This is a genomic window from Capnocytophaga sp. HP1101 (genome assembly GCF_054772415.1).
In genome coordinates this window covers 42,912-67,119 of sequence record NZ_BPUU01000016.1, presented here as the reverse complement: position 1 = coordinate 67,119, position 24,208 = coordinate 42,912, and the positions used below count along the sequence as shown (strand labels likewise).

The 24,208-nt window shown below is 39.7% G+C and carries 18 protein-coding genes; 16 read left to right on the top strand and 2 right to left on the bottom strand.

Annotated elements, in window-relative coordinates:
* Window positions 1–57 precede the first annotated feature (57 nt).
* Entirely contained in the window at window positions 58–2,397 is a 2,340-nt protein-coding gene (locus RCZ04_RS09875) for a beta-N-acetylhexosaminidase (protein WP_460485871.1), read from the bottom strand.
* A gap of 478 nt (window positions 2,398–2,875) precedes the next feature.
* Between RCZ04_RS09875 and pdhA the strand changes: the two genes are divergently transcribed.
* The 5 genes from pdhA to RCZ04_RS09850 all read left to right on the top strand — a co-directional run bounded on the left by pdhA (window position 2,876) and on the right by RCZ04_RS09850 (window position 8,715).
* Window positions 2,876–3,874 (top strand): thiamine pyrophosphate-dependent enzyme, encoded by a 999-nt coding sequence (gene pdhA, locus RCZ04_RS09870; protein ID WP_460485870.1) that lies wholly within the window; start codon window positions 2,876–2,878, stop codon window positions 3,872–3,874.
* 36 nt (window positions 3,875–3,910) lie between these two features.
* Complete coding sequence (locus RCZ04_RS09865) at window positions 3,911–5,536, top strand: dihydrolipoamide acetyltransferase family protein (protein ID WP_460485869.1); 1,626 nt, start codon at window positions 3,911–3,913, stop codon at window positions 5,534–5,536.
* Window positions 5,537–5,739: 203 nt separating this feature from the next.
* Window positions 5,740–6,615, top strand: coding sequence for a succinate--CoA ligase subunit alpha (gene sucD, locus RCZ04_RS09860; RefSeq protein WP_460485868.1), 876 nt, complete (start codon window positions 5,740–5,742; stop codon window positions 6,613–6,615).
* Between the two features lie 16 nt (window positions 6,616–6,631).
* Window positions 6,632–7,783 (top strand): serine hydrolase domain-containing protein, encoded by a 1,152-nt coding sequence (locus tag RCZ04_RS09855; RefSeq protein WP_460485867.1) that lies wholly within the window; start codon window positions 6,632–6,634, stop codon window positions 7,781–7,783.
* 53 nt (window positions 7,784–7,836) lie between these two features.
* Complete coding sequence (locus RCZ04_RS09850) at window positions 7,837–8,715, top strand: hypothetical protein (protein WP_460485866.1); 879 nt, start codon at window positions 7,837–7,839, stop codon at window positions 8,713–8,715.
* 117 nt (window positions 8,716–8,832) lie between these two features.
* Here RCZ04_RS09850 and RCZ04_RS09845 read toward each other — a convergent pair whose 3' ends face one another.
* Window positions 8,833–9,243: a BrxA/BrxB family bacilliredoxin gene (locus RCZ04_RS09845; protein WP_460485865.1), complete on the bottom strand. Its 411-nt coding sequence runs from the start codon at window positions 9,241–9,243 to the stop codon at window positions 8,833–8,835.
* A gap of 114 nt (window positions 9,244–9,357) precedes the next feature.
* Between RCZ04_RS09845 and RCZ04_RS09840 the strand changes: the two genes are divergently transcribed.
* From RCZ04_RS09840 to RCZ04_RS09790, 11 genes are all read left to right on the top strand, one after another.
* Window positions 9,358–10,623: an acetyl-CoA hydrolase/transferase family protein gene (locus tag RCZ04_RS09840; protein ID WP_460485864.1), complete on the top strand. Its 1,266-nt coding sequence runs from the start codon at window positions 9,358–9,360 to the stop codon at window positions 10,621–10,623.
* 538 nt (window positions 10,624–11,161) lie between these two features.
* Window positions 11,162–13,615: an endopeptidase La gene (lon, locus tag RCZ04_RS09835; RefSeq protein WP_460485863.1), complete on the top strand. Its 2,454-nt coding sequence runs from the start codon at window positions 11,162–11,164 to the stop codon at window positions 13,613–13,615.
* Window positions 13,616–13,683: 68 nt separating this feature from the next.
* Window positions 13,684–14,355 carry a GTP cyclohydrolase I gene (gene folE / locus RCZ04_RS09830; RefSeq protein WP_460485862.1) on the top strand — a complete coding sequence of 224 codons (672 nt, stop codon included), beginning with the start codon at window positions 13,684–13,686 and terminating at the stop codon, window positions 14,353–14,355.
* 308 nt (window positions 14,356–14,663) lie between these two features.
* Window positions 14,664–15,788: a DNA polymerase III subunit beta gene (dnaN, locus tag RCZ04_RS09825; protein ID WP_460485861.1), complete on the top strand. Its 1,125-nt coding sequence runs from the start codon at window positions 14,664–14,666 to the stop codon at window positions 15,786–15,788.
* An 85-nt stretch (window positions 15,789–15,873) separates the two neighbouring features.
* Complete coding sequence (locus RCZ04_RS09820) at window positions 15,874–17,964, top strand: LTA synthase family protein (protein ID WP_460485860.1); 2,091 nt, start codon at window positions 15,874–15,876, stop codon at window positions 17,962–17,964.
* Window positions 17,948–19,165, top strand: coding sequence for an HD domain-containing protein (locus RCZ04_RS09815; RefSeq protein ID WP_460485859.1), 1,218 nt, complete (start codon window positions 17,948–17,950; stop codon window positions 19,163–19,165). The genes RCZ04_RS09820 and RCZ04_RS09815 overlap by 17 nt, the downstream gene beginning before the upstream one ends.
* Before the next feature lie 159 nt (window positions 19,166–19,324).
* Complete coding sequence (gene lpxD, locus RCZ04_RS09810) at window positions 19,325–20,344, top strand: UDP-3-O-(3-hydroxymyristoyl)glucosamine N-acyltransferase (RefSeq protein ID WP_460485858.1); 1,020 nt, start codon at window positions 19,325–19,327, stop codon at window positions 20,342–20,344.
* Between the two features lie 9 nt (window positions 20,345–20,353).
* Window positions 20,354–21,742: a bifunctional UDP-3-O-[3-hydroxymyristoyl] N-acetylglucosamine deacetylase/3-hydroxyacyl-ACP dehydratase gene (locus RCZ04_RS09805; protein ID WP_460485857.1), complete on the top strand. Its 1,389-nt coding sequence runs from the start codon at window positions 20,354–20,356 to the stop codon at window positions 21,740–21,742.
* 6 nt (window positions 21,743–21,748) lie between these two features.
* Window positions 21,749–22,543, top strand: coding sequence for an acyl-ACP--UDP-N-acetylglucosamine O-acyltransferase (lpxA, locus tag RCZ04_RS09800; protein WP_460485856.1), 795 nt, complete (start codon window positions 21,749–21,751; stop codon window positions 22,541–22,543).
* 30 nt (window positions 22,544–22,573) lie between these two features.
* Window positions 22,574–23,140 (top strand): elongation factor P, encoded by a 567-nt coding sequence (gene efp / locus RCZ04_RS09795; protein ID WP_015782806.1) that lies wholly within the window; start codon window positions 22,574–22,576, stop codon window positions 23,138–23,140.
* Window positions 23,141–23,142: 2 nt separating this feature from the next.
* Complete coding sequence (locus RCZ04_RS09790) at window positions 23,143–24,057, top strand: UDP-3-O-(3-hydroxymyristoyl)glucosamine N-acyltransferase (protein ID WP_460485855.1); 915 nt, start codon at window positions 23,143–23,145, stop codon at window positions 24,055–24,057.
* Window positions 24,058–24,208: the final 151 nt, after the last annotated feature.

The following is a 24,208-nucleotide window of genomic DNA, read 5'->3' as shown; positions in this document are numbered from 1 at the left end:
AAAAGCTATCTAATAAGAACTATTAGATAGCTTTTTGTTTATTGTTATGTAAGTATATTACAATACTTCAATCTCATCAATGAAGAGGAAACCAGGTTTACCAGCTGCTCCTTGGTGGAAAGCAGGTATTTTGTTTACTTCATTTATCTTCACTCTTAGATAGGTTACATCTTTTTCAGGGAAAGATAAAGAGTAAGTTTTTATTTCTTTAATGTGTTCCTTAGGAAGGGCATAGCTCTCTTTAGCAAGTAGTTCATAGTTTTTACCGTCCTTAGAACCCCATACTTCAAAGCTGGTTGGAGGGTAAATCCAATCACCTGTTTCAATAAAAGCATTAAAACGAACTTCTTTTACAGGAGTATTTTCTTTTAGGGTGATTGCTACTTCACAAGGGGCTTCGCTAAATCCTAACCATTCTCCAGAGCGAGAATTGGTACCGCCTCTTCGACCATCAACTAAAGTTATAGCGCCTTCAAAAGTATAGTTTTGAGTAGGTTTGCTGAGGAACTCAATAGGACGTACAGTTGCTTTGTTAAAGAAAAACTTTTGCTCAAAGCTACTTTCGCCTTCTTGACCAAATACTTTAGCTTTTAGATGTGTATCTTTGGTAAGTTTTAAAGGTTCTTTATACACGTTGGAGTTCTTAGTAGGTTCGCTTCCATCGGTGGTGTAATAAATAGGTGTATCTTGTAGACAAGAGAAGGTTACTTGTATATCACCTACCTCAGGCTTTACTTCAGCACGAAGGTCGAATATGTGTTTAGCATAGTTATAGCCTTCTAACTGGTAGATAGGAAGCAAGCGCAACAAGCGTTGTAAGAACTGATTGTAATCTTTAGGTTTTGCAGGGTCTTCCCATTGTACTTCAGCTAAGGCTGCAAAACGAGGCAATGCCATATATTGTACGTGTTTGAAAGTCTTGATGTACTCTGTCCACACGTTGGCTTGTACGCCTAAGATATGTTTTTGTTGCTCTTTATTGAGGGCATCGGGATAAGGATTGAAAGAGTAAACACGTTCTACAGGCACATAACCACCAATGGCAAGCGGTTCTTTATCAGTTTTATCAGTTTGATAGAAATCGAAATAGCAGAATGACATAGGGGTCATAATGGCATCGTGGTTAGACTTGGCTGCTTCTATGGCACCGCCAATACCTCTCCAAGACATTACTGAGGCGTTAGGAGCTAAACCACCTTCGAGGATTTCGTCCCAACCAATGATTTTACGACCTTTTTTAGCCAATACTTCTTCAGCAAATGTAATCACGTGACTTTGTAAGTATTCTTCGGCAGTGTGCTTGGCATCACCTTTAATGCCTAATTCTTTTATCTTAGCTTGGCATTTAGGACATTTTTTCCAACTGTCTTTAGGGCACTCATCACCACCTATGTGGATATATTCTGAAGGGAATACTTCAGTTACTTCTTCCAATATATTTTTAATGAAATCATAAGTTTCGGGGTTACCAGCACAAAGCACTTCTTCGGCTACGCCCCAAGTTTCTCTTACTTTATAAGGGCCTCCTGTACAGCCTAATTGAGGGTAAGTAGCTAATGCAGCCACCATATGACCAGGGAGGTCTATCTCAGGAATAATGGTAATATTACGGTCGGCGGCATATTTTACAATGTCTTTCATTTCTTGCTGAGTGTAAAAACCTCCGTGAGGTTTACCATCGAAGGTATCCCATTGCTTGTTTACCATAGTTTGGCTACGAGTACTTCCTTTTACAGTAAGTTCTGGGTACTTTTTAGACTCAAAACGCCAGCCTTGATCATCGGTGAGATGCCAGTGGAATTTATTGATATTGTGGAGTGCCAACATATCGATATAAATGCGCACAGAGTCGGCAGTGAAGAAATGGCGAGCACTATCTAAGTGTGCACCGCGATAAGCAAAATAGGGTTTATCGGTTATTTCTTTAGCAGTGAAGATTACTTTGCCTACTTGTTGCACGGGAATGGACTTTCTTAAGAGTTGTACTCCATAGAAAGTACCCGCTTTAGAAGCTCCATTTACAGTGATGTTGTTTGCATTTACTACTACTTGGTAAGCTTCTTTGTTGTCGTTTTGATAATTTTGTGACAAGGCAATAGTGTTGGTTTCACCAGTTTGTCTTGTAGACACTTTTACATCAATTCCTGCTTGTTTTTTGATATATTCTTGCAAGAACCCTGCATACTGTTGTAAAGAAGCATCACCTTCGGGATAAGTGATTTTGGTATCGGCTGTAAGCACGAAAGGTTTATCGGCATCAGCTTGTGGAGCCGTAATCGTTTCAGGCATTGGGATTACCTCGTAATTGGCGGTACTCTCAGCTTGATTGTTTGTAGTTGATTTACACGAAATAATCGTCATCAATAACAAAAGTGCGGAAGTTAATTTTATCTTCATTACATTTATAAATTTGAATTAATGGGACAAAGGTATAAAATTTTTTTTAAATATTTTTTGGTTAGGTGATATTTTTTTTGCACCTTTGCAAATATTTTTAAAAAGCTATTGAAAACAGCTCAAAAAGCTAAGAGGTAGGTATAATACTATAATGCTAGAAATGCCAATAATACCAATTGTTAGAGGTAAAAGATAAAAGGTAAAAGGTGCGAGGTCGTAGCACGACAGGCGAGTAAATAAAGAATGGACGAACAGAAGACGAATAAAACCTCCCCTACCCCCCTCCAAAGGGGGAACTGTAGCGACGCAAAGACGGTGTGAGCCACACAGGCAGATAAAGAATAGATAAAGGAAGGACGAACAAAAGACGAAGGAAGAACGAACAAAAGGTGAATTTAAAGAGAATTTTAACTGGAGTTTAAAAGGGAAAAATAATACTGTAAGAATACTAATAGACTTTTATATACATCAAAAACCAATGAAAAAATTTGATAAAGAAGTGTACCTAAAATGGTACGAGGATATGCTTTTTTGGAGAAAGTTTGAAGATAAGCTGGCTGCGGTTTATATTCAACAAAAAGTAAGGGGATTTTTGCACCTATACAACGGACAAGAAGCCGTAGCTGCAGGTTGTCTCCACGCAATGGATTTGACTAAGGATAAGATGATTACTTCTTACCGTTGCCACGTGCACCCTATAGGTTTAGGCGTAGATCCTAAACGCATTATGGCTGAATTGTACGGTAAAGGCACAGGTACCTCTCACGGTTTGGGAGGCTCTATGCACATCTTCTCTAAAGAGCACCACTTTTACGGTGGTCACGGTATTGTAGGAGGGCAAATTGCATTGGGAGCTGGTTTGGCTTTTGCTGACAAGTATTTCAATCGCGAAGCTGTAACTCTTACCTTTATGGGTGATGGAGCAGTGCGCCAAGGAGCTTTTCACGAGACAATGAACTTGGCTATGTTGTGGAAATTGCCGGTAGTTTTTATTGTAGAAAATAATCACTATGCGATGGGTACATCGGTGGAAAGAACGGCTAACCACGTGGATATTTGGAAACTTGGATTAGGTTACCAAATGCCTTGCCAACCCGTAGATGGTATGCACCCTGAAACAGTAGCCGAAGCGGTATACGAAGCAGTAGAGCGTGCACGTAGGGGAGAAGGTCCTACTTTGCTTGATGTTCGTACTTATCGTTATCGTGGGCACTCAATGTCGGACGCACAACATTACCGCACTAAAGAAGAGGTGGAAGAGTACAAGAAACAAGACCCAATCACCAATGTACTTGCGGTTATCAAAGAGAAGAAATACGCTACCGATGCTGAGTTAGAAGCTATTGACGAACGTGTAAAAGAGCGTGTGGCTGAATGTGAGAAATTCGCTGAAGAATCACCTTATCCAGAAACACATATTATGTATGACGTAGTTTACGATCAAGAAAATTATCCTTTCTTGCCCAGTAGACTTTAATAAAAAAGGAAACACTAATTAAATATAACAACATAAATGGCAGAAATTATTACTATGCCACGCTTGAGCGACACTATGGAAGAGGGTGTGGTTGCAAAGTGGCTTAAAAAAGTAGGCGATAAAGTAAATGAAGGCGACATCTTGGCTGAAATTGAGACCGATAAAGCTACGATGGAGTTTGAGTCGTTTCACTCTGGTACCTTATTGTATATAGGGTTACAAGAAGGAGAAAGTGCAAAAGTAGATACCCTTTTGGCAATCATTGGTAATGAAGGGGAAGATATTTCGGCACTTATAGCGGGGGCAGCTTCAACACCAGCAGCTAAAGCTGAAGAAGCAAAGCCTGTAGCTGAAGTAGCCACTGCATCTACGGCGAGTGTAGCGCCTGTTGCTATGCCTGCAGGGGTAGAGGTGGTAACAATGCCTCGACTTAGTGATACGATGACGGAGGGAACTGTAGCTTCTTGGCTTAAGAAAGTAGGTGATACCGTGAAGGAAGGCGATATTTTGGCTGAAATTGAAACCGATAAGGCTACGATGGAGTTTGAATCGTTCTATGCTGGTACTTTATTGTACATAGGTTTAAAAGAAGGAGAAAGTGCTTCAGTAGATTCATTATTGGCAATTATAGGACCTGCGGGTACTGATGTAAATGCAGTATTGGCAGCTGTACAAAGTGGTGGAGCTTCAGCTTCGGCTTCTGCAACGCCTAAGGCTGAAAGCAAACCAGCTGAAAACACTGCACCTGCTACTACTACAGTAGCTAATGCAAACGACCGTGTATTTGCTTCGCCTTTGGCTAAGAAAATAGCTCAAGATAAAGGTATTAACCTCACTGAGGTGAAAGGAACTGGTGAAAATGGACGCATAGTGAAGAAGGACGTAGAGAACTTTACTCCGAGTGCTAAGGCTGCTACCGCTACTGCGGCTACACCAGCTACTGCTACTGCGGCTATTCCGACTGTAATACCTGTGGGAGTAGAAGTAACCGAAGAAGTGAAGAACTCACAAATGCGCAAAACAATTGCAAAACGTTTGGCTGAATCTAAATTCACTGCACCTCACTACTATTTGGCAATTGAAATTGATATGGACAACGCGATGGAATCTCGCGCTCAAATCAACAATTTGCCAGATACAAAAATATCTTTCAACGATATGGTAGTGAAAGCCTGCGCGATGGCACTTAAAAAGCACCCTCAAGTAAACACTTCTTGGAAAGGAGATGTAACTGTTTACAACAAACACGTGAACGTAGGGGTAGCTGTGGCTATTGAAGATGGTTTGGTAGTGCCTGTTATCAAATTTACTGATACTTTAACACTTACTCAAATTGGGGCATTGGTGAAAGATTTGGCTGGTAAGGCACGCAATAAGAAATTGACACCTGCCGAAATAGAAGGCAGTACTTTCACTGTGTCTAACTTAGGTATGTTTGGGGTAGATGTGTTTACTTCTATTATCAATCAGCCTAACTCAGCTATTCTTTCAGTAGGTGCGATTGTTGAGAAACCTGTGGTGAAAAATGGACAGATAGTAGTAGGTCATACTATGCAAGTAACGCTTGCTTGCGACCACCGTACTATCGATGGAGCTACTGGGGCTCAATTCTTGCAAACACTCAAGGCATACATTGAGAATCCTGTAACAATGCTCGCATAAAGAGTGTTGAACACAGCATATTACAAAAGGGTTACCTATATAGGTAACCCTTTTTGTTATAGAGAACACTAAAGCGCAAGGGTTTGATAATTAGTGTAATAAAAAGGGAATGATAAAATAATGATTAATTTCTTTAATAAAGATTTTGAAAGTATAAAAATCTTATCTACTTTTGCTATAATAAAACTAAAAAGATAATTATAATGAGTGTATTGGTTAATAAGAATTCAAAAGTAATAGTACAAGGTTTCACAGGAAGTGAGGGAACCTTCCACGCAGAGCAAATGATTGCTTATGGCACTAATGTAGTAGGAGGAATAACCCCCAATAAAGGGGGGCAAACACATTTAGGGAAGCCAGTGTTTAACACGGTAGCCGATGCTGTAAAGGCAACAGGGGCTGATGTCTCTATTATTTTTGTACCACCAGCTTTTGCTGCAGATGCTATTATGGAGGCTGCCGATGCAGGGATAAAGGTAGTTATTACTATTACAGAAGGAATTCCGGTAGCCGATATGGTGAAGGTAGCTGCTTATATAAAGAACAGAGATTGCCGTTTGGTAGGTCCTAACTGTCCGGGTGTAATTACGCCTGAAGAAGCAAAAGTGGGTATTATGCCAGGCTTTATCTTTAAGAAAGGACACGTGGGGATAGTTTCAAAATCAGGGACACTTACTTATGAGGCAGCCGACCAGATTGTAAGACAAGGATTAGGCATTACTACCGCCATTGGTATTGGTGGAGACCCTATTATTGGTACTACTACAAAAGAAGCGGTGGAATTGCTGATGAATGACCCAGAAACGCATTGTATAGTGATGATAGGTGAAATAGGTGGGCAGTTAGAACCAGAGGCAGCTCGATGGATAAAAGCTAATGGCAATAAGAAGCCTGTGGTTAGTTTTATAGCAGGAGAGACTGCGCCTAAAGGAAGAACAATGGGGCACGCTGGGGCTATAGTAGGTGGAGCAGAAGATACTGCTGAAGCTAAGAAACGCATCTTACGTGAATGTGGTGTTCACGTGGTAGATTCGCCGGCTAAAATAGGAGAAAAAGTAGCTGAAATAATGAAAAGATAGCATTTGTTAATAATCTATGAAAAAACTAATACTTATCGTTTTGTTTAGTACTATTATTTCATTTTTTAATTCTTTATTTGCCCAAAAGAAGCTTCAAGATGTAGATGTGTTTAAAAGAAATCCTTCGGAGGTAACTTCGTTTGACGACGCACGCACTGAGGCAGAGAAAATATTGCAATACCTGATACAAGAACAAATTATACCAGGAGCCTCTGTAACAGTAGCCAAACAAGGGAAAATAATATGGCAAAGAGGTTACGGATATGCTGATATTAGCAAAAAGACAACTATTGACCCTAAAAATACGCTCTTCAGAGTAGCGAGTATGTCGAAAGCTATTACGGGGATGGTATTAGCCAGATTGCAGGAGCAAAAGAAGTTTGATTGGAATACTTCAATTTATGAATATATACCCGATTATCCGCAAAAGCCTTTTGACTTTACTGTAAAACAACTTGCAGGACACTTAGCGGGCATACGCACTTATAGGGCTAATGAATATACTTTAAATAAACACTATACCATTGAACAAGGGGTAGATTTATTTAAAGACGATATATTGCAATCGGCGCCAGGGACAAAGTTTTTGTACAGTAGTTACGGTATAAATTTGATTTCATTGGCTATAGAAAAATGCTTGAATGAGAAGTTTGAAAATGTAGCCAAAGAAGAGGTGTTCAAGCCTTTGAATATGTGGAAAACGTTCCCTGATAGAGGGAAGATAATTAAAGATGAGGCTACGCCTTATTCGCGGTCTAAAAAAGGAGGACTCACCAAAGCTCCTGATGTGAATAACTACTTCAAGTTGGCGGGCGGAGGATTCCTTTCTACTTCTAACGATATTGCTAAAATGGGAATAGCAATAGAGCGCCATAACTTTCTTTCTCAGCCTATAGAAAATGAGATGCTAAAAAAGCAATGTACTTTTGATGATACAGAGGTAAGTTATGGTATAGGTTGGCAAAACCAACGAGACTGGAATGGCAGGGATTACTTTGGACACACAGGAATGGGGGTAGGAGGTTACGGTTGGCTCTCAGTATACCCAAATGAGCAAGTGGTAATTGTGTTACTGTTTAATGTAACAGACCCACAAATTAATATCTACTTACAGCGTTTAACCGACTTTATTATTGAAGGGGCAGAGCGTATCCCTAATCAGTATTAAAAAATGATCATTTGAGCAGAGCAAGCCCAATACCAATATTAAAGTTTAAAAGTATGAATAACAATATAATAAAAATGTTCCTTATTGTAGGCGTTGCTCTATTGGTAGGAGCTGCTTTGGCAACCTTATACCTCTTTCTTGTTATGAGATTTACAAGCAGTTATGATAGGGTATCTATGCTCTTTTTCCCTATTCCTTTTCTATTAGGGGTATGTATATTCTGTTCCTTTGCTTATAATCAAAAAATAGTAGGTATCCTTGCTATAGTTTGCACGATTGTTTTCTTTTGGCTTATGATGAGTATTTTGAAAATTACTTTTTCTAGAGTATATGCAGGAGTAACATTGCCCAAGGTCTATGAAAAAAACTATCACGAAATATCAGAATATAAAACATATCACCTAAAAGGAGAAAAATATCTCTTTCAACTACCTGAAAATTTTCATTTCAATATGAAGGGCATCTACCTCAATCTTCAAAATGAGTTAATAGTGCACGGTAAAGAATATTCAACCTCTTATAGTATGAAATACAATTTGTTAGGGGAACGTATATCTGAAAACGACACATTAGAAATACAACTAAACGCACCTAATATTTTCGAGGAAAGTTCGCAGCGTTTTCCTAAACAAGAAGAGACACTTAAGCGTATGAGTATAAATCCCCTATATGTGGAAAGTTATAGAAATAAAGATGGTGAATATGAAACTATTTTGTATTTTGATATAAAAACCCACCTTTACACCTTCCGATTGAAAACAAAATTCTCTTACATCAAAAATCAAGAAGAGCTTTCAAAAAAAACTACAACTTATTATACAAATGACACTGAAACAATAGAGTCTTTTGGCACTATTAGCGTATATACTAATAAACATCTCCACTATCAGCTACTAAAAATAAGGGACAGGTTTTATATGATAAAAGAATGACTTTATACAACAATCTGTAAAAAACAACTTTGCCAAAGGTCATAGCGCGACAGGCGATAGGAAACTTTGGCAAAGTGTAGGGCGTAAAATTTGCAAACCAATTCTGATTAGCGATAATTAACAAAATTCATTATAGGCTTGTTGGAGATTTTCAGCGATAGCTTCAGCCATTCTACCTTCGATGTGATGGCGTTCCAACATATGCACTAATTCACCATCTTTAAATAACGCTATACTAGGAGAAGAGGGCGGGAAAGGAAGCATAAAGTTACGAGCTTCTTCAGTAGCCTCTCTGTCGACCCCAGCAAAAACAGTGGTAAGATGGTCGGGTTTTTTAGCATTCTGCAAGCTGTAGATTACTGCAGGGCGTGCATTACGAGCCGCACAACCACATACAGAGTTTACTACCACTAAGGTAGTACCTGCTTTTTTCAATGCTTCTTTTACAGCCTCGGCTGTTTTTAATTCTTCAAAACCAACAGCAGTTAGTTCTTCTATCATTGGTTTTACCAATTCTGGTGGATACATAATACTTCGTTTTTAAATTGGGTGCAAAGGTACTAAAAAAAATTATATTACGAATTATTTTGCCAATTGGAATTTATGTAGTACTTTTGAGCCACTAACTAAACATTATTTTAAATGGCAAAAATTACGACTGCTCAAGAAGCCTTAAAGGTAGTAAAAAGTGGCGACTTTGTTTATATTCACGGAGGCGCTGCTGTACCTGAGATACTTGTAGATGCTCTTGTTGAGCGAGCATCAGAATTACGGAATGTGACTATTGGGCACATTCACATTGAGGGGGAAGCACCTTATGCCGACCCCAAGTACAAGGATAGTTTCTATATAGATTCGTTTTTTCTATCGAGGAATGTGCGACATATTATGAAGAATGGGAATGGTTCTTATACTCCTATTTTTTTAAGTGATATGCCCTTGTTATTTGATAGAAAACACATCAAAGTAGATGTAGTACTTATACAAGTATCGCCTCCTGATAAGTTTGGTTTTTGCTCTATGGGTGTGAGTGTAGAGGCTTGTAAATCGGCGATACGCAATGCAAAATATGTGATTGCCAAAGTAAATAAGCAAATGCCTCGCACTTATGGTGACGCTCTTGTGCATATTGATGAGATTGACTTCTTAGTGGAGCACGATGCACCTATCTTCTCATTACATCTCACTGAACCTGATACTATTGAAAAACAGATAGCCCGACATATTGTTCCTCTTATTGAGGACGGCAGTACGCTTCAACTGGGTATTGGTAATATTCCTAACGCTACTTTGGGAGAGATGGGGCACTTGAAAAACTTAGGTATCCATACTGAACTGCTCACAGAAGGAGTACTTGATTTGGTGAAAAAAGGAGTGATTAACGGTTATGCAAAGAAGATTGACAAAGGCAAGATTATAGCTTCGTTTGTGATGGGCACACAAGAATTGTATGATTTTATAGACAAAAATCCATCGGTGGAAGTGGCAGAGGCTTCGTATACCAATGAAGTGGCAGTGATACGTCAGAACCCAAAAATGATATCTATCAATTCGGCAATAGAGGTAGACCTTACAGGACAGGTGTGTGCTGACTCTATTGGATCGACTATCTATTCAGGTGTTGGAGGGCAGATAGACTTTGTAAGAGGGGCAATGCTGAGCGAAGGGGGGAAATCTATCATTGCGTTTCCTTCGACTACCAACAAAGGTGAGAGCAAGATAGTGCCTTTCCTCAAAAGAGGGGCAGGTGTAGTTACTTCTCGAGCTCACGTACAGTATATTGTTACAGAATATGGAGTGGCTGAGCTGTTTGGTAAGAATTTAAACGAACGCGCTAAGGCATTGATAGCGATAGCACACCCTGACCATCGTGAAAGTTTGGAAAGAAGTTTTGCAGAAGATTTTTAAATATGGAAAGTAATTAGAAAATGAGTAAATGATGAGAATTGGGGGGCTTGGACGGTTTGGACAAGTCGGATAGGTAGGAGGGGATGGAGATATCGGAAGAAAACGGAGGTATTCAAAAGGGATTTTTTAGGTAAAAGATAAAAGGTAAAAGGTAAAATGGGTATGGTTAGCTTATACAAAGCTTATAGGATACTTATACGAATCTTGGACGATTGATATACAAAGGGTATATAAAGGGTATATAAAGAGTTGATAGTTAGTAGTTAAGAATTGAAGGGAAATGGTAGTTTTTATGAAAATAAAACGAATGAAAAGGGAAGTTGAGTTTAATGTTATAATACCAAAAATGCCAATAGTACTATTTTTGGACTGAAGGTAAGAGAGGGGTAATATTTATGGCACGCCTATTGTAATACATAGGGAGCAATGTACGTTTTGCAGTATGTAAGAAATTGATTTCAAGCTGTATAAATATGGATAGGGTATTTGCAGGGCGATAAGAAGTACTGACAAAATGGCATATAGAAACCATCTAAATATGAATATAGGAAATTTTGACAGCCTTATGGCTGAACATATAGACGAAGATACAGAATTTATTCCGCTTCTTACTTTGGAAGACGAAGAAGAGATAGAGCGAGAGCGTATACCGCACGTATTACCTATACTTCCCTTGAAAAACACAGTGTTATTTCCTGGGGTGGTAGTACCTATTACTGCGGGGCGAGATGCCTCTATTCACCTTATTAACGAGGCATATGCCACTACTAAGACTATTGGAGTGGTAGCACAATTGGACGAGAAGACTGAAATACCGGAAGGCAAAGATCTCTTCCGCTTTGGTACAGTAGCTCGTATTCTGAGAGTGTTGAAAATGCCTGATGGCAATGTGACGATTATTATTCAAGGTAAAAAGCGCTTCGAGATAGAGAGTTTTGTAGAAGAAAGACCGTATATTAAAGCGGTAATAAAAGAGATGTCGGACGTGAAACCCGATGCGAACGACAAGGAGTTTGAGGCGACTATTGAGGCAGTGAAGGACCTTTCTATCAAGATTGTACAAGAGAACCCAAACATTCCTTCGGAAGCCGCTTTTGCTATTCGGAATATAGAAAGCAACTCGTTTCTCATTAACTTCATATCCTCAAATATGAACGCTACTGTGCTCGAAAAGCAAGGGGTATTGGAAATTGATGAGCTGAAAGAGCGCGCTACGGCTATTCTTAAGTATTTGAACATCGACTTGCAACGCCTTACTTTGCGCAATGAAGTACAATCAAAAACGCGTTTTGATATTGACCAGCAGCAGCGTGAATATTTCTTGCACCAACAAATGCGCACCATTCAGGAAGAATTGGGGGGTGTATCGTATGAGCAAGAGTTGGAAGAGCTGAAAAAGAAGGCAAAAACTAAGAAATGGGATAAAAAGATTGAAGAGGTTTTTGATAAGGAACTCAGCAAATTACAGCGTACCAATCCTAATAGTCCTGATTACGGTATTCAGCGCAATTACTTAGAAGTGCTCTTGGAATTGCCTTGGAATGAGTATTCTAAAGACAATTTTGACTTGAAACGCGCTCAGAAGATTCTTGACAAAGACCACTACGGTTTAGAAGAGGTGAAACGCCGTATCATAGAGTATTTAGCAGTGCTCAAACTGCGCAACGATATGAAATCGCCTATTTTGTGCTTCTACGGACCTCCTGGGGTAGGAAAGACCTCCTTAGGTCGCTCTATCGCTAAAGCGTTGAATCGCGAATATGTGCGTATGTCGTTAGGAGGTTTACACGATGAGGCTGAAATACGCGGACACCGGAAAACGTACATAGGTGCGATGCCTGGGCGTATTTTGCAACAGCTCAAAAAAGCTAAGACCTCTAATCCTGTATTTGTATTAGATGAGATAGACAAGTTAGGGAGCAATAGTTACCAAGGCGATCCTTCTTCAGCGATGCTGGAAGTGCTTGACCCAGAACAAAATAAAGAGTTTTACGACAACTTCCTTGAGATGGGTTACGACCTTTCAAAAGTGATGTTTATCGCTACTGCTAACGACCTATCGACCATACAGCCCGCTTTGCTCGACCGTATGGAACTTATCAATGTAACGGGTTATACTATAGAAGAGAAAACTGAAATTGCTAAGCGTCACCTATTGCCTAAACAATTGGAAGAGCACGGTATGAAAACTACTGATTTGCAATTGGGCAAAAAGGAAATAGAGCGTATAGTAGAAGGTTATACTCGCGAATCAGGGGTACGAGCGTTGGAAAAAGAAATTGCCAAAGTGGTGCGTTACGGGGCTAAAAACCTTGCGATGGAAGAAACCTACGACCCTAAACTTACGGTGGAAACCATTGAGAAAATATTAGGTCCTGCTCGATTAGAACGCGATAAATACGAAGATAACGAGGTGGCAGGAGTAGTTACTGGACTTGCGTGGACGAGCGTTGGAGGTGATATTTTGTTTATAGAGTCTGCCTTGTCGAAAGGTAAAGGCGTACTGAATATCACAGGTAATTTAGGACAGGTGATGAAGGAATCGGCTACAATTGCTTTAGAATACCTAAAAGCCAATGCAGAGCGTTACAATCTCAACCCTAAACTCTTTGACACTTACGATGTGCACATACACGTGCCTGAAGGAGCTACGCCTAAAGATGGTCCAAGTGCGGGTATTGCGATGCTCACTTCGTTAATGTCGCTCTTCACTCAAAAACGAGTGAAAAAGCACTTGGCGATGACAGGAGAAATTACCTTGCGTGGGAAAGTACTTCCTGTAGGCGGACTCAAAGAGAAGATTTTGGCAGGCAAACGCGCTGGTATTAAAGAGTATATTTTGTGTAAAGATAACGAGAAAGATATTTTGGAAATTAAGCAAGAATACCTTAAAGGGTTGACTTTTCACTATGTAACTGATATGGAGGAAGTGATACACTTGGCTATTACTGGTCAAGATGTAAAACACAAAAAAGTTTTAGCCTTTGAGTAATAATTAGTATCTTTGCACCCTCTTTCTCTCTTGCAAGGAGTTGGAGAGGCTACATAATAAAAATAAAGATGAACAAAAATCAAGAAGAAGATATATTAGGGGATAACCACATTGCTACTTCGGCTGTTACCCCACTTAGAGCAGATGCGTTTAAGCTGAGTGAAACCGAAAAAATAGACGAAATAGAAACACACGTACGCGCTATTTTGCACACTTTAGGAATGGACTTAGCCGATGACAGTTTGAAAGGCACTCCCAGACGCGTGGCTAAAATGTTTGTAAAAGAGATTTTTGGAGGCTTATTGCCAGAGCGTAAACCTTCGATGTCTACTTTTGACAACTCTTATCATTACGGTGAGATGTTGGTAGAGAAGAACATTGTGGTGTATTCTACTTGCGAACACCACTTGTTGCCTATAGTAGGACGTGCCCACGTGGGGTATATTTCTAACGGTAAAGTGTTGGGGCTCTCGAAGATGAATCGTATTGTAGAGTATTACGCCAAACGTCCGCAAGTACAAGAGCGCCTCACTATGCAAATCGTACAAGAGATGCAACGCGCTTTGGGCACTGAAGATGTGGCTTGTATTATAGATGCTAAACACCTATGTGTGAACTCACGTGGTATAGAAGACATCGACAGTAGTACAGTTACAGCTGAGTTTGGCGGTAAATTCAAAGATCCTGAAGTGAGAAAAGAGTTCTTAGAATACATTAAATTAGAGACGAGATTCCATTAAAATAGATAAATATATAATCAAAAAAACGAAAAATACTCCTAAAGGGTTAGATACTTTTAGGGGTATTTTTTGTGTGTAGAGGTTTTAGGACGTGACACACTTAACTTGTTTTTTTCTTATCTCTTCTTTACTGCCAAAACTCATAACCCTCTCAGTTCAATCCTCAAAACTTCTTTGCAATATTTGTTTTGAATATTACTCAAGCAAAAAAAAATCAAAAAATATTTGGCAGTAATAAATATTCTTACTACTTTTGCCATTATTACCCCCACAATGGGGTATAATTTGTTATTTAAAATACATAAAATATGAAGTTTATAGTATCCAGTTCCTACTTATTAAAGAAGTTACAAGTATTTGGCGGTGTTATCAATAACAACAACACAATGCCAATACTCGACAACTTTTTGTTTGAACTATCTACCAATTCTTTAACAATCTCGGCTTCCGATTTGGAAACTACTGTAAGAGGTACCTTGGAAGTAGAATCCGATTCAGAAGGAAGTATCGCTGTTTCAGCTAAATTGTTGATAGATATTCTCAAAACCTTTTCTGAACAACCCCTTACTTTCTTAGTAAAAGAGAATAACGTAATAGAAATTAGCTCTACTACAGGTAATTATACCTTAGCCTATTTAGATGGCGCCGAATTCCCTCGCCCTGTGGCTTTGCCCGAAGCAAGCAAAGTAACCTTGATAGGCGATGTGTTGGCAACAGCTGTACAAAAAACTATCTTCGCTGCTGGTAACGATGACTTGCGCCCTACTATGAGCGGTATTTTGTTCCAATTCAGCGAAAACGGATTGACCTTTGTAGGTACTGACGCTCATAAATTGGTAAAGTACGAGCGATTGGATATCAAAGCTAACGAAGCTACCGATTTTATTATGCCTAAAAAACCATTGAATATCCTCAAAGGTATTTTGGCAGGTAGCGAAACCGAAGTAACAATTGAGTACAATGAGAGCAATGCTAAATTCTCATTTGACGATATGGAATTCATCTGCCGCCTTATCGATGGTAAATACCCTAACTACGATGCGGTAATCCCTAAAGAAAACCCTAATAAGCTCATCTTGAACCGCGCTCAGTTCTATAGCTCTATCAATCGTCTGTCTTTGTTCTCTAACAAAACTACTCACCAAGTGCGCTTGAAAGTAGCCGGCTCAAGTTTGGTAATTTCAGCAGAAGATGTAGATTACAGCAACAAAGGGGAGGAACGCTTCACTTGTAACTATCAAGGTGATGATTTGGAAATCGGTTTCAACTCTAAATTCTTAAAAGAGATGATTAACAACTTAGATTCCGATGAAATCTTGATTGAAATGTCCTTGCCTAACCGCGCTGGGCTTATCACTCCTGTTGATGGGCTTGATGAAGGAGAAAAAGTATTGATGCTGGCAATGCCTATTATGCTCAATAATAATCAATAAATAAAAAATAATTCATTTTAAAAATGAAAAGAAACGCCTTATGAAGTGTCTTTTTAAGGCGTTTCTTTTTAGTTAAAATCAATATATGAAGTCTATTTTAGAAAGAATAAAGCCGTTTACTTATATAGCCGCCTTCTACCTCATCGTTTCACTGGTGATGCGTGTAGTTTTTATGGTACATCCTATTACTACCACTGATTTCTCGGTGTGGAGTGTGATCAAAAAGCTTTTTGTAGGGTTAATCTCCGATGCTTTTGTGATACTTTTGGCGAGTAGCATCTTGCTGATTTATTTTCTCTTTATCGCCAATGTAAAATACAAAAAACCTTATGGGGGCATCATTTTAGGAGCTTTTATCCTAATGTTGCTCTATATTCAGTTTTACCCTAATAATATATTTGCTCAGTACGGAGGAGTGATTCCCGAAATTGCTTTAGCTTTCTTCGGCTTCAAAACTTTGTGTTTTGCCTTGTTGCTCTTCTTGCCTAAGTACAGAGCACAACTGCGCAATACCTTGTATTTTATCACTTTAGCTATTTATGTATTTACTATTGTGATGAATGCAGTGAGTGAGTATTTTTTCTGGAATGAATTTGGTATTCGCTACAATTTTATAGCGGTTGATTATCTTATTTATACGAATGAGGTGATAGGTAATATAATGGAAAGTTACCCTGTAGTCCCTTTGTTTACGGGGGTATTCGTAGTGGTATTAGCTATCACAATTTATTTGTTTATAAAAACTAAAAGCGTCTTCAAAACGATACCTTCTCTCTTTGAAAAAACGGTGATACTAATTCCTTATTTACTCTTAGCTCTTATAGGTATTTGGCGCTTACCTCAGCTTGATGCTATGACTGCCGAGAATACTTTTGCTCAAGAAATACAGAGCAATGGGGTGTATAAGTTCTATTATGCTTTTACACACAGTGAATTAGATTTCTTCCAGTTTTATCCTACCTTGCCTGAGAAAGAGGCTGAGGCGATACTGCTTCAGCAACTCAAGTCTCCTACTCTGGAACGCCAAATTGTGGGCGATACCACCGAGGTACATCGCAATGTAGTACTCATCTCAATCGAAAGCCTTTCAGCCGAATACCTTACAATGTACGGCAATACCGATAATCGTACGCCTTTTTTGGATAGCTTGGCGAATAACAGCCTTTTCTTTACTAATTTATACGCTACAGGCAACCGTACCGTCCGTGGTTTGGAAGCGCTTACACTTTGCATTCCGCCTACTCCTGGTGAAAGTGTGGTAAAGCGCAAGGACAACAAGGATAAGTTTACCACGGGTAGTGTGTTCAAGAGCAAAGGTTACGATGTGAAATACCTCTATGGGGGTGATAGTTATTTTGACAATATGAAGGATTTCTTCGGGGGCAATGGCTACGATATTGTAGATAGCCATAGTTTTTCACCCAGTGAGGTTACTTTTTCAAATATTTGGGGCGTTTGCGATGAGGATATGGCTCATAAAGCGATAAAAGTGATGAACGAACAAGCTAAAGCGGGTAAACCGTTCTTTAATCACTGGATGACTGTGAGCAACCACCGTCCGTTTACTTATCCTGAAGGGAAAATTGATATCCCTTCTGATCAAAAAAGTAGGGCAGGGGGGGTGAAATACACCGATTATGCCTTGAAACGCTTCTTTGAAATGGCTAAACAACAAGAGTGGTATAAAAATACACTATTCGTAATCGTGGCCGACCATTGTGCGTCAAGTGCTGGTAGTACCGAATTGCCTTTGGATGGCTATCGCATCCCTTGCTTTATCGTAGGTGATTTCATTACACCTAAAAAGGTGGATACTATGATCTCGCAAATTGATGTGATGCCTACCGTTATGGGATTGCTCAACTTTAATTACACTTCTAAGTTTATCGGGCAAGATGTGTTCAAACCTAACTATCAGCCTCGTGCCTATATCGCTACTTATCAAGATCTCGGCTACTTAACTCCTGATAAACTCACAATCATCTCTCCGTTGCGAAAAACTACTCAATACAGTTTGCGCAAAGAGGCCGAGCAGCCTTCTCAAGAGTACCCGCTGTTCTATGAGCAGATAAAAGAAAACGATCTGAACAAAGAGCAGGCCGATGCTTGTATAGGGGCTTATCAGGCTACAGCCGAATGGTTAAAAAATAAACAGTTTAATGCGGCAAAGAAATAAGCTAAAAATTATCAACGACCCTATTTATGGGTTTATCCATATCCCCAGCTCTTTGGTGTTTGATATTATTGAACACCCTTATTTTCAGCGTCTCAGGCGCATTAGCCAGATGGGACTCTCGTATTTAGTCTTCCCTGGTGCCAAGCACACGCGCTTTGAGCACGTGCTGGGCTGTGTCTTCCTGATGCAAAAAACGGTAGAGATGTTGCGCTTTAAAGGAGTACAAATATCCGATAAGGAAGCCGAAGGCCTTTATATTGCAATTTTATTGCACGATATAGGTCACGGCCCTTTCTCTCACGCTATGGAACATAGTATTGTGGAAGGCATCCCTCACGAGGAAATTTCTCTGCAGTTTATGCAGGAACTCAATAAGGTGTTCCACGGTAAGTTGGACACGGCCATTGCTATCTTTCAAGGTACTTACCCTCGTAAGTTTATGCACCAACTCATCTCTAGCCAATTGGATATAGACAGAGCCGATTATCTCAAACGCGACAGTTTTTACACAGGAGTAGCCGAAGGTAATATCAATTCCGAACGCCTTATCTCAATGCTCAATGTGCGTAATGACGAGTTAGTAGTCGAAGAAAAAGGCTTGTACTCAGTTGAAAAGTTCTTGATTGCCCGCCGATTGATGTACTGGCAGGTGTACTTGCACAAAACCAGTGTCGCTGCCGAGCAAATTCTCATCCGTTTGCTCATTCGTGCCAAAGAATTAGTGCAGCAAGACAAAGCCCTTACAATGTCCACCGCTTTGGCTTTCTTTGTTAAAAACAAGATTTCTAAAGATAATTTTACTCAAGAAGTCTTGGATATGTTCGCTCTCTTAGATGATACCGATATCATTTCAGCGATGAAAGAATGGCAATTCCACCCCGATGTAGTGCTCTCAAAGCTCAGCCGAATGTTGCTCAACCGCGATTTGCTTAAGATAAAAGTCCGATTGAACGATTTTGAAGAACAGAAAATCAAGCGACTGCAAAAAATATCATTAACCAAAGGAGTAGAGGAAAGTGATATGAAGTACTTCGTATTTACAGGCGTAATGAGCAATAGGGCTTATAATCCCGAGAAAGAAGTAATTAAGATTCTCACTAAAAATGGTAGGGTAGTGGATATCAGCAAAACTTCCGAAGGATTGAACTTAGAACCCCTTTATCAAGTAAATGAAAGGTACTACATCTGCTACCCTAAATAAGTGAGAAAAGGAAGATGAAAAATAGCCTTATAGAGAAAAAAAGTAGCAAAAACACTGCTATATAAAATAATTTTTATACTTTTGTTGCGAAAAATAGCTTTTTTAAAGGTAAAAACATATAAAAGTAGCTTTATATCGTTTTGATTATAAACTAATTAGATGAAATTTACAGCATTACAAATAGCCAATGTACTCGGTGGTGAAGTAGAAGGGAATCCCCAAATTGAAGTCTATAAACTTTCAAAAATTGAAGAGGGGAGTGAGGGGAGTATATCATTTTTAGCTAATCCCAAATACAAACATTTTATCTATACCACCCACGCATCCATCGTGATCGTCAACAAAGATTTTGAAGCAGAAGATAAAATATCAGCTACCTTAGTGAGAGTTCCCGATGCTTATGCTGCTTTTACAAAACTCTTAGAGTTCTACAATGAGGTGAAAATGAATAAAGTAGGTATAGAACAACCTTCATTCATAGCTCCTACTGCCAAAATAGGCCAAAATGTGTATATAGGTGCCTTTGCCTATATAGGCGAGAATGTAGTAATCGGCGACAATGTAAAAATATATCCTAATACTTATATAGGTGATAACTCCTCAGTAGGCGACCGTACTACTATCTTTGCTGGCTGTAAAATATATTCCGAAACGGTCATAGGTAAGGACTGTATGCTTCACAGTGGCGTTGTCTTAGGTGCTGATGGTTTTGGCTTCCAGCCTAATGAAAAAGGAGAATACGACCGAGTGCCACAAATAGGCAATGTGGTTATTGAAGATTTTGTAGATATAGGAGCTGGTACAGCTATTGACCGCGCTACATTGGGCTCTACTATTATCCGCCGTGGCGTGAAGTTGGACAACCAAATCCACATCGCTCACAATGTGGAAATAGGTAAAAACACAGTCATTGCTGCCCAAACGGGTATCGCAGGATCTACCAAAGTTGGCGAAAGTTGTATGATTGGTGGCCAAGTGGGCATTGTGGGGCATTTGCAAATAGGCAACCGCGTGAAAATACAAGCTCAAACTGGCGTAGGCCGAAACCTCAAAGATGACGAGGCCATTCAAGGCTCTCCTGCTTTAGGCCACGCCGAATATAACAAAGCGTATGTGGTGTTTAGAAAACTACCTAATATGCTCAAACGTTTAGAAGAATTAGAGAAAAAATTAAAATAAATATATACTATGGTTAAGCAAAATACTTTATCCAAAGAAATTACCTTAGAAGGTATCGGGCTACATACCGGTAAACAAGTGAAAATGGTACTCAAACCCGCGCCAATTGACAATGGTTTTACCTTTGTACGTACCGATTTGGAAGGAAGTCCCGTAGTAGAAGCTGATGCTACTTATGTTTCTAGTACTGAACGCGGTACCGTTTTAGAAAAGAAAGGGGTCAAAATCCAAACTTGTGAGCACGTCTTGGCAGCTCTCGTGGGTATGGATTTGGATAACGTCATTATTGAACTCAACTCCTCCGAACCTCCTATTATGGATGGTTCCTCTAAATACTTTGTTGAAGCAATTGAGAAAGTGGGTATCCAGCCTCAAGATGCCGATCGCTACGAGTATGTAGTGAAACAGGTAATTACTTATGTGAATGAGGAAACTGGTAGCGAAATTACTCTCATTCCTGCCGATGAATACCAAGTAACTACGATGGTCGACTTTGGTACTAAAATTTTGGGGACCCAAAACGCTTATTTGAACAAACTTTCTGAATTTAAAACTGAAATCGCCGATGCGCGCACTTTTAGTTTCTTGCACGAATTAGAAGCGTTGCTTGACCACGGCCTTATCAAAGGCGGCGACCTCAATAATGCTATTGTGTATGTTGATAAAGAAATCTCCGACAGCACAATGCAAAAACTCAAAAAAGTTTTTAACAAGGATAATATTTCTGTGAAACCTAACGGGGTGCTTGATAACCTCACCCTGCATTACCCTAATGAGGCAGCGCGTCACAAACTCCTCGATGTAATCGGCGATTTAGCGCTCGTAGGTACTCGCATCCGTGGTAAAGTAATCGCTACCAAACCTGGTCACTTTACCAATACTCAGTTTGCTAAAAAACTCTCTAAAATTATAAAAAACGAACGTCGCAACAACGTTCCTTCTATTGATATCAACCAGTCGCCATTGCTCGGCACTACCGATATAATGAAATTGTTACCTCACCGCCCTCCATTCCTCTTGGTCGATAAAATTTTTGAACTCTCCGATAAGCATGTGGTTGGCCTTAAAAATGTAACAATGGACGAACCGTTCTTCGTAGGTCACTTCCCAGGTGCTCCCGTAATGCCTGGGGTACTCCAAATCGAAGCAATGGCTCAAACAGGAGGCGTGTTGATCCTCAGTACTGTTCCTGACCCCGAAAACTACCTCACTTACTTTATGAAAATCGATAATGTGAAGTTCAAAGTTCAAGTGGTACCTGGGGATACACTTATATTTAAATTAGAGTTGCTATCACCTATTCGCCGCGGTATTTGCCACATGCAGGCTTATGCCTATGTGAATGGCAAATTGGCTACCGAAGCTGAGCTGATGGCTCAAATTGTTAAAGTAAAATAAACGTATATGATTCAACCTTTGGCTTATGTCCACCCCGATGCTAAAATTGCTAAAAATGTAGTGATTGAGCCTTTTACTACTATCAGCAAAAATGTAGAAATTGGCGAAGGCACTTGGATAGGACCTAACGTAACCATTATGGAAGGGGCTCGCATCGGGAAAAATTGCAAAATTTTCCCAGGTGCTGTGATTTCAGCTATCCCGCAAGACCTCAAATATAAAGGTGAAGATACAACTACTCACATCGGCGATAATACTACTATCCGTGAATGTGTAACCATCAATAAAGGCACTGTCGACCGTATGCGCACGATCGTGGGTAACAATTGTCTCATAATGGCTTACTCTCACATCGCTCACGATTGTATCGTAGGTGATAACTGCATTTTCTCCAATGGCACTACCCTCGCAGGTCACGTAACTGTGGGTGATTGTGCTGTAATGGCAGGAATGACTGCAGTTTACCAGTTCTGCTCTATTGGAAGTTACGCTTTTGTAACTGGTGGATCACTCGTAGGAAAAGATGTTCCTCCTTATGTGAAAGCTGCTCGCAATCCGCTATCCTACGTGGGTGTGAACTCTATCGGCCTACACCGCCGTGGCTTTACTACCGAGAAAATACGCGAAATTCAAGATATCTACCGCGTGCTCTTCCAAAAGAAACTCAGTACAAGTCACGCTTTAGACTATATCGAAGCTGAAATGGAAGCTACTATTGAACGCGATGAAATATTGCAATTTGTACGCCGTTCCCAACACGGCATTATGAAAGGCTACCACGGCGATTTAATAAAAGATTAAAACTTAAAAACTAATAACTGAATATAATAAATGGCAACAACCGCAGACATTAAAAAAGGATTGTGCATTCGCTTCAATCACGATATCTACAAAATCATTGAATTCCTTCACGTGAAACCTGGCAAAGGCCCTGCTTTCGTGCGTACCAAACTCAAAAGTGTTACTACCGGTAAAATCCTCGACAACACTTTTTCCGCAGGTCATAAAATCGAAGATGTACGTGTAGAAACTCGCTCTTTCCAATACCTCTATGCTGAAGGCGATGAGTTTGTATTTATGAACAACGACGATTTTAACCAAGTTCATATCCGCAAAGATATGCTTGACTATCCTGATTTGCTCAAAGAAGGCGAAACCGTAATGGTGATCTTTAACGCTGAAGACGAAACTCCTCTCTCTGTTGAAATGCCTGCCAATGTAATCCTTACGGTTACTCACGTTGAACCTGGCGTAAAAGGCAATACGGCTACCAATGCTACCAAACCTGCTACCGTTGAAACAGGGGCTACTGTGAATGTGCCTCTTTTCATCAACGAAGGCGACCGCATCAAGGTGGAAACTGAAAAAGGTACTTACGTCGAAAGAATGAAAGACTAATTATGCGCTTCCCTCAACCTTATACTCTCGAGCAAATAGCTACTATTATTGATGCGAAATTCGTAGGAACTCGCGATTTTCCTGTGCTTGGAATGAACGAAATTCACGTAGTACAACCTGGCGATATCGTATTTGTTGATCACCCTAAGTATTATGAGAAAGCACTACATTCTCAAGCTACTATTGTTTTGATTAACAAGGAGGTCGAATGCCCTGAAGGCAAAGCTCTCCTCATTTCTGATGACCCCTTTCGCGATTTCAATAAGCTCACCGAGTTCTTTAAACCTTTTGAGAAAGCTACAGCTTTGGTGGCTCCCTCTGCCCGTATAGGCGAAAATACAATCGTACAACCTGGTGCTTTTGTAGGTAACAATGTGGTGATAGGTAACAACTGCCTCATTCACCCCAATGTAACTATTTACGACAATTGTGTGATTGGCAACAATGTAACTATCCACGCAGGCACTGTTCTCGGCGCCGATGCTTTTTACTACAAGAAACGCCCTGAAGGCTTTGATAAACTCAAATCGGGTGGTCGTGTGGTGATTGAAGATAATGTGGATTTAGGTGCTCTTTGTACCATTGATAGAGGCGTAACTGGCGATACTACTATCAAAAAAGGCACAAAGATTGATAACCAAGTGCACATAGGCCACGATACGGTAGTAGGCGAGAAGTGCTTGATAGCTTCGCAAACAGGCATCGCGGGTTGTGTGGTGATTGAAAATGAAGTAACTATCTGGGGACAAGTAGGGATGACCAGCGGTATTACCATAGGTGAAAAAGCAGTTATCTTAGCCCAAAGTGGTATTTCTAAGTCCTTGGAAGGACACCAAACCTATTTTGGTTATCCTGCAGGTGAAGCTCGCGAAAAATATAAGGAAATGAGCGCTCTTAAACAACTTATTAGTAAGTAAATAAGTAGAATTTTATAATTATACAATAAAAGGAACTATCTTTTGAGATAGTTCCTTTTTATTTAAATACATTTCAATTATATAGAACTCATTTAACATCAGTTTAATATAATTAATTACCATTTTCGATTATTTTGAGGTGTTAAAATTC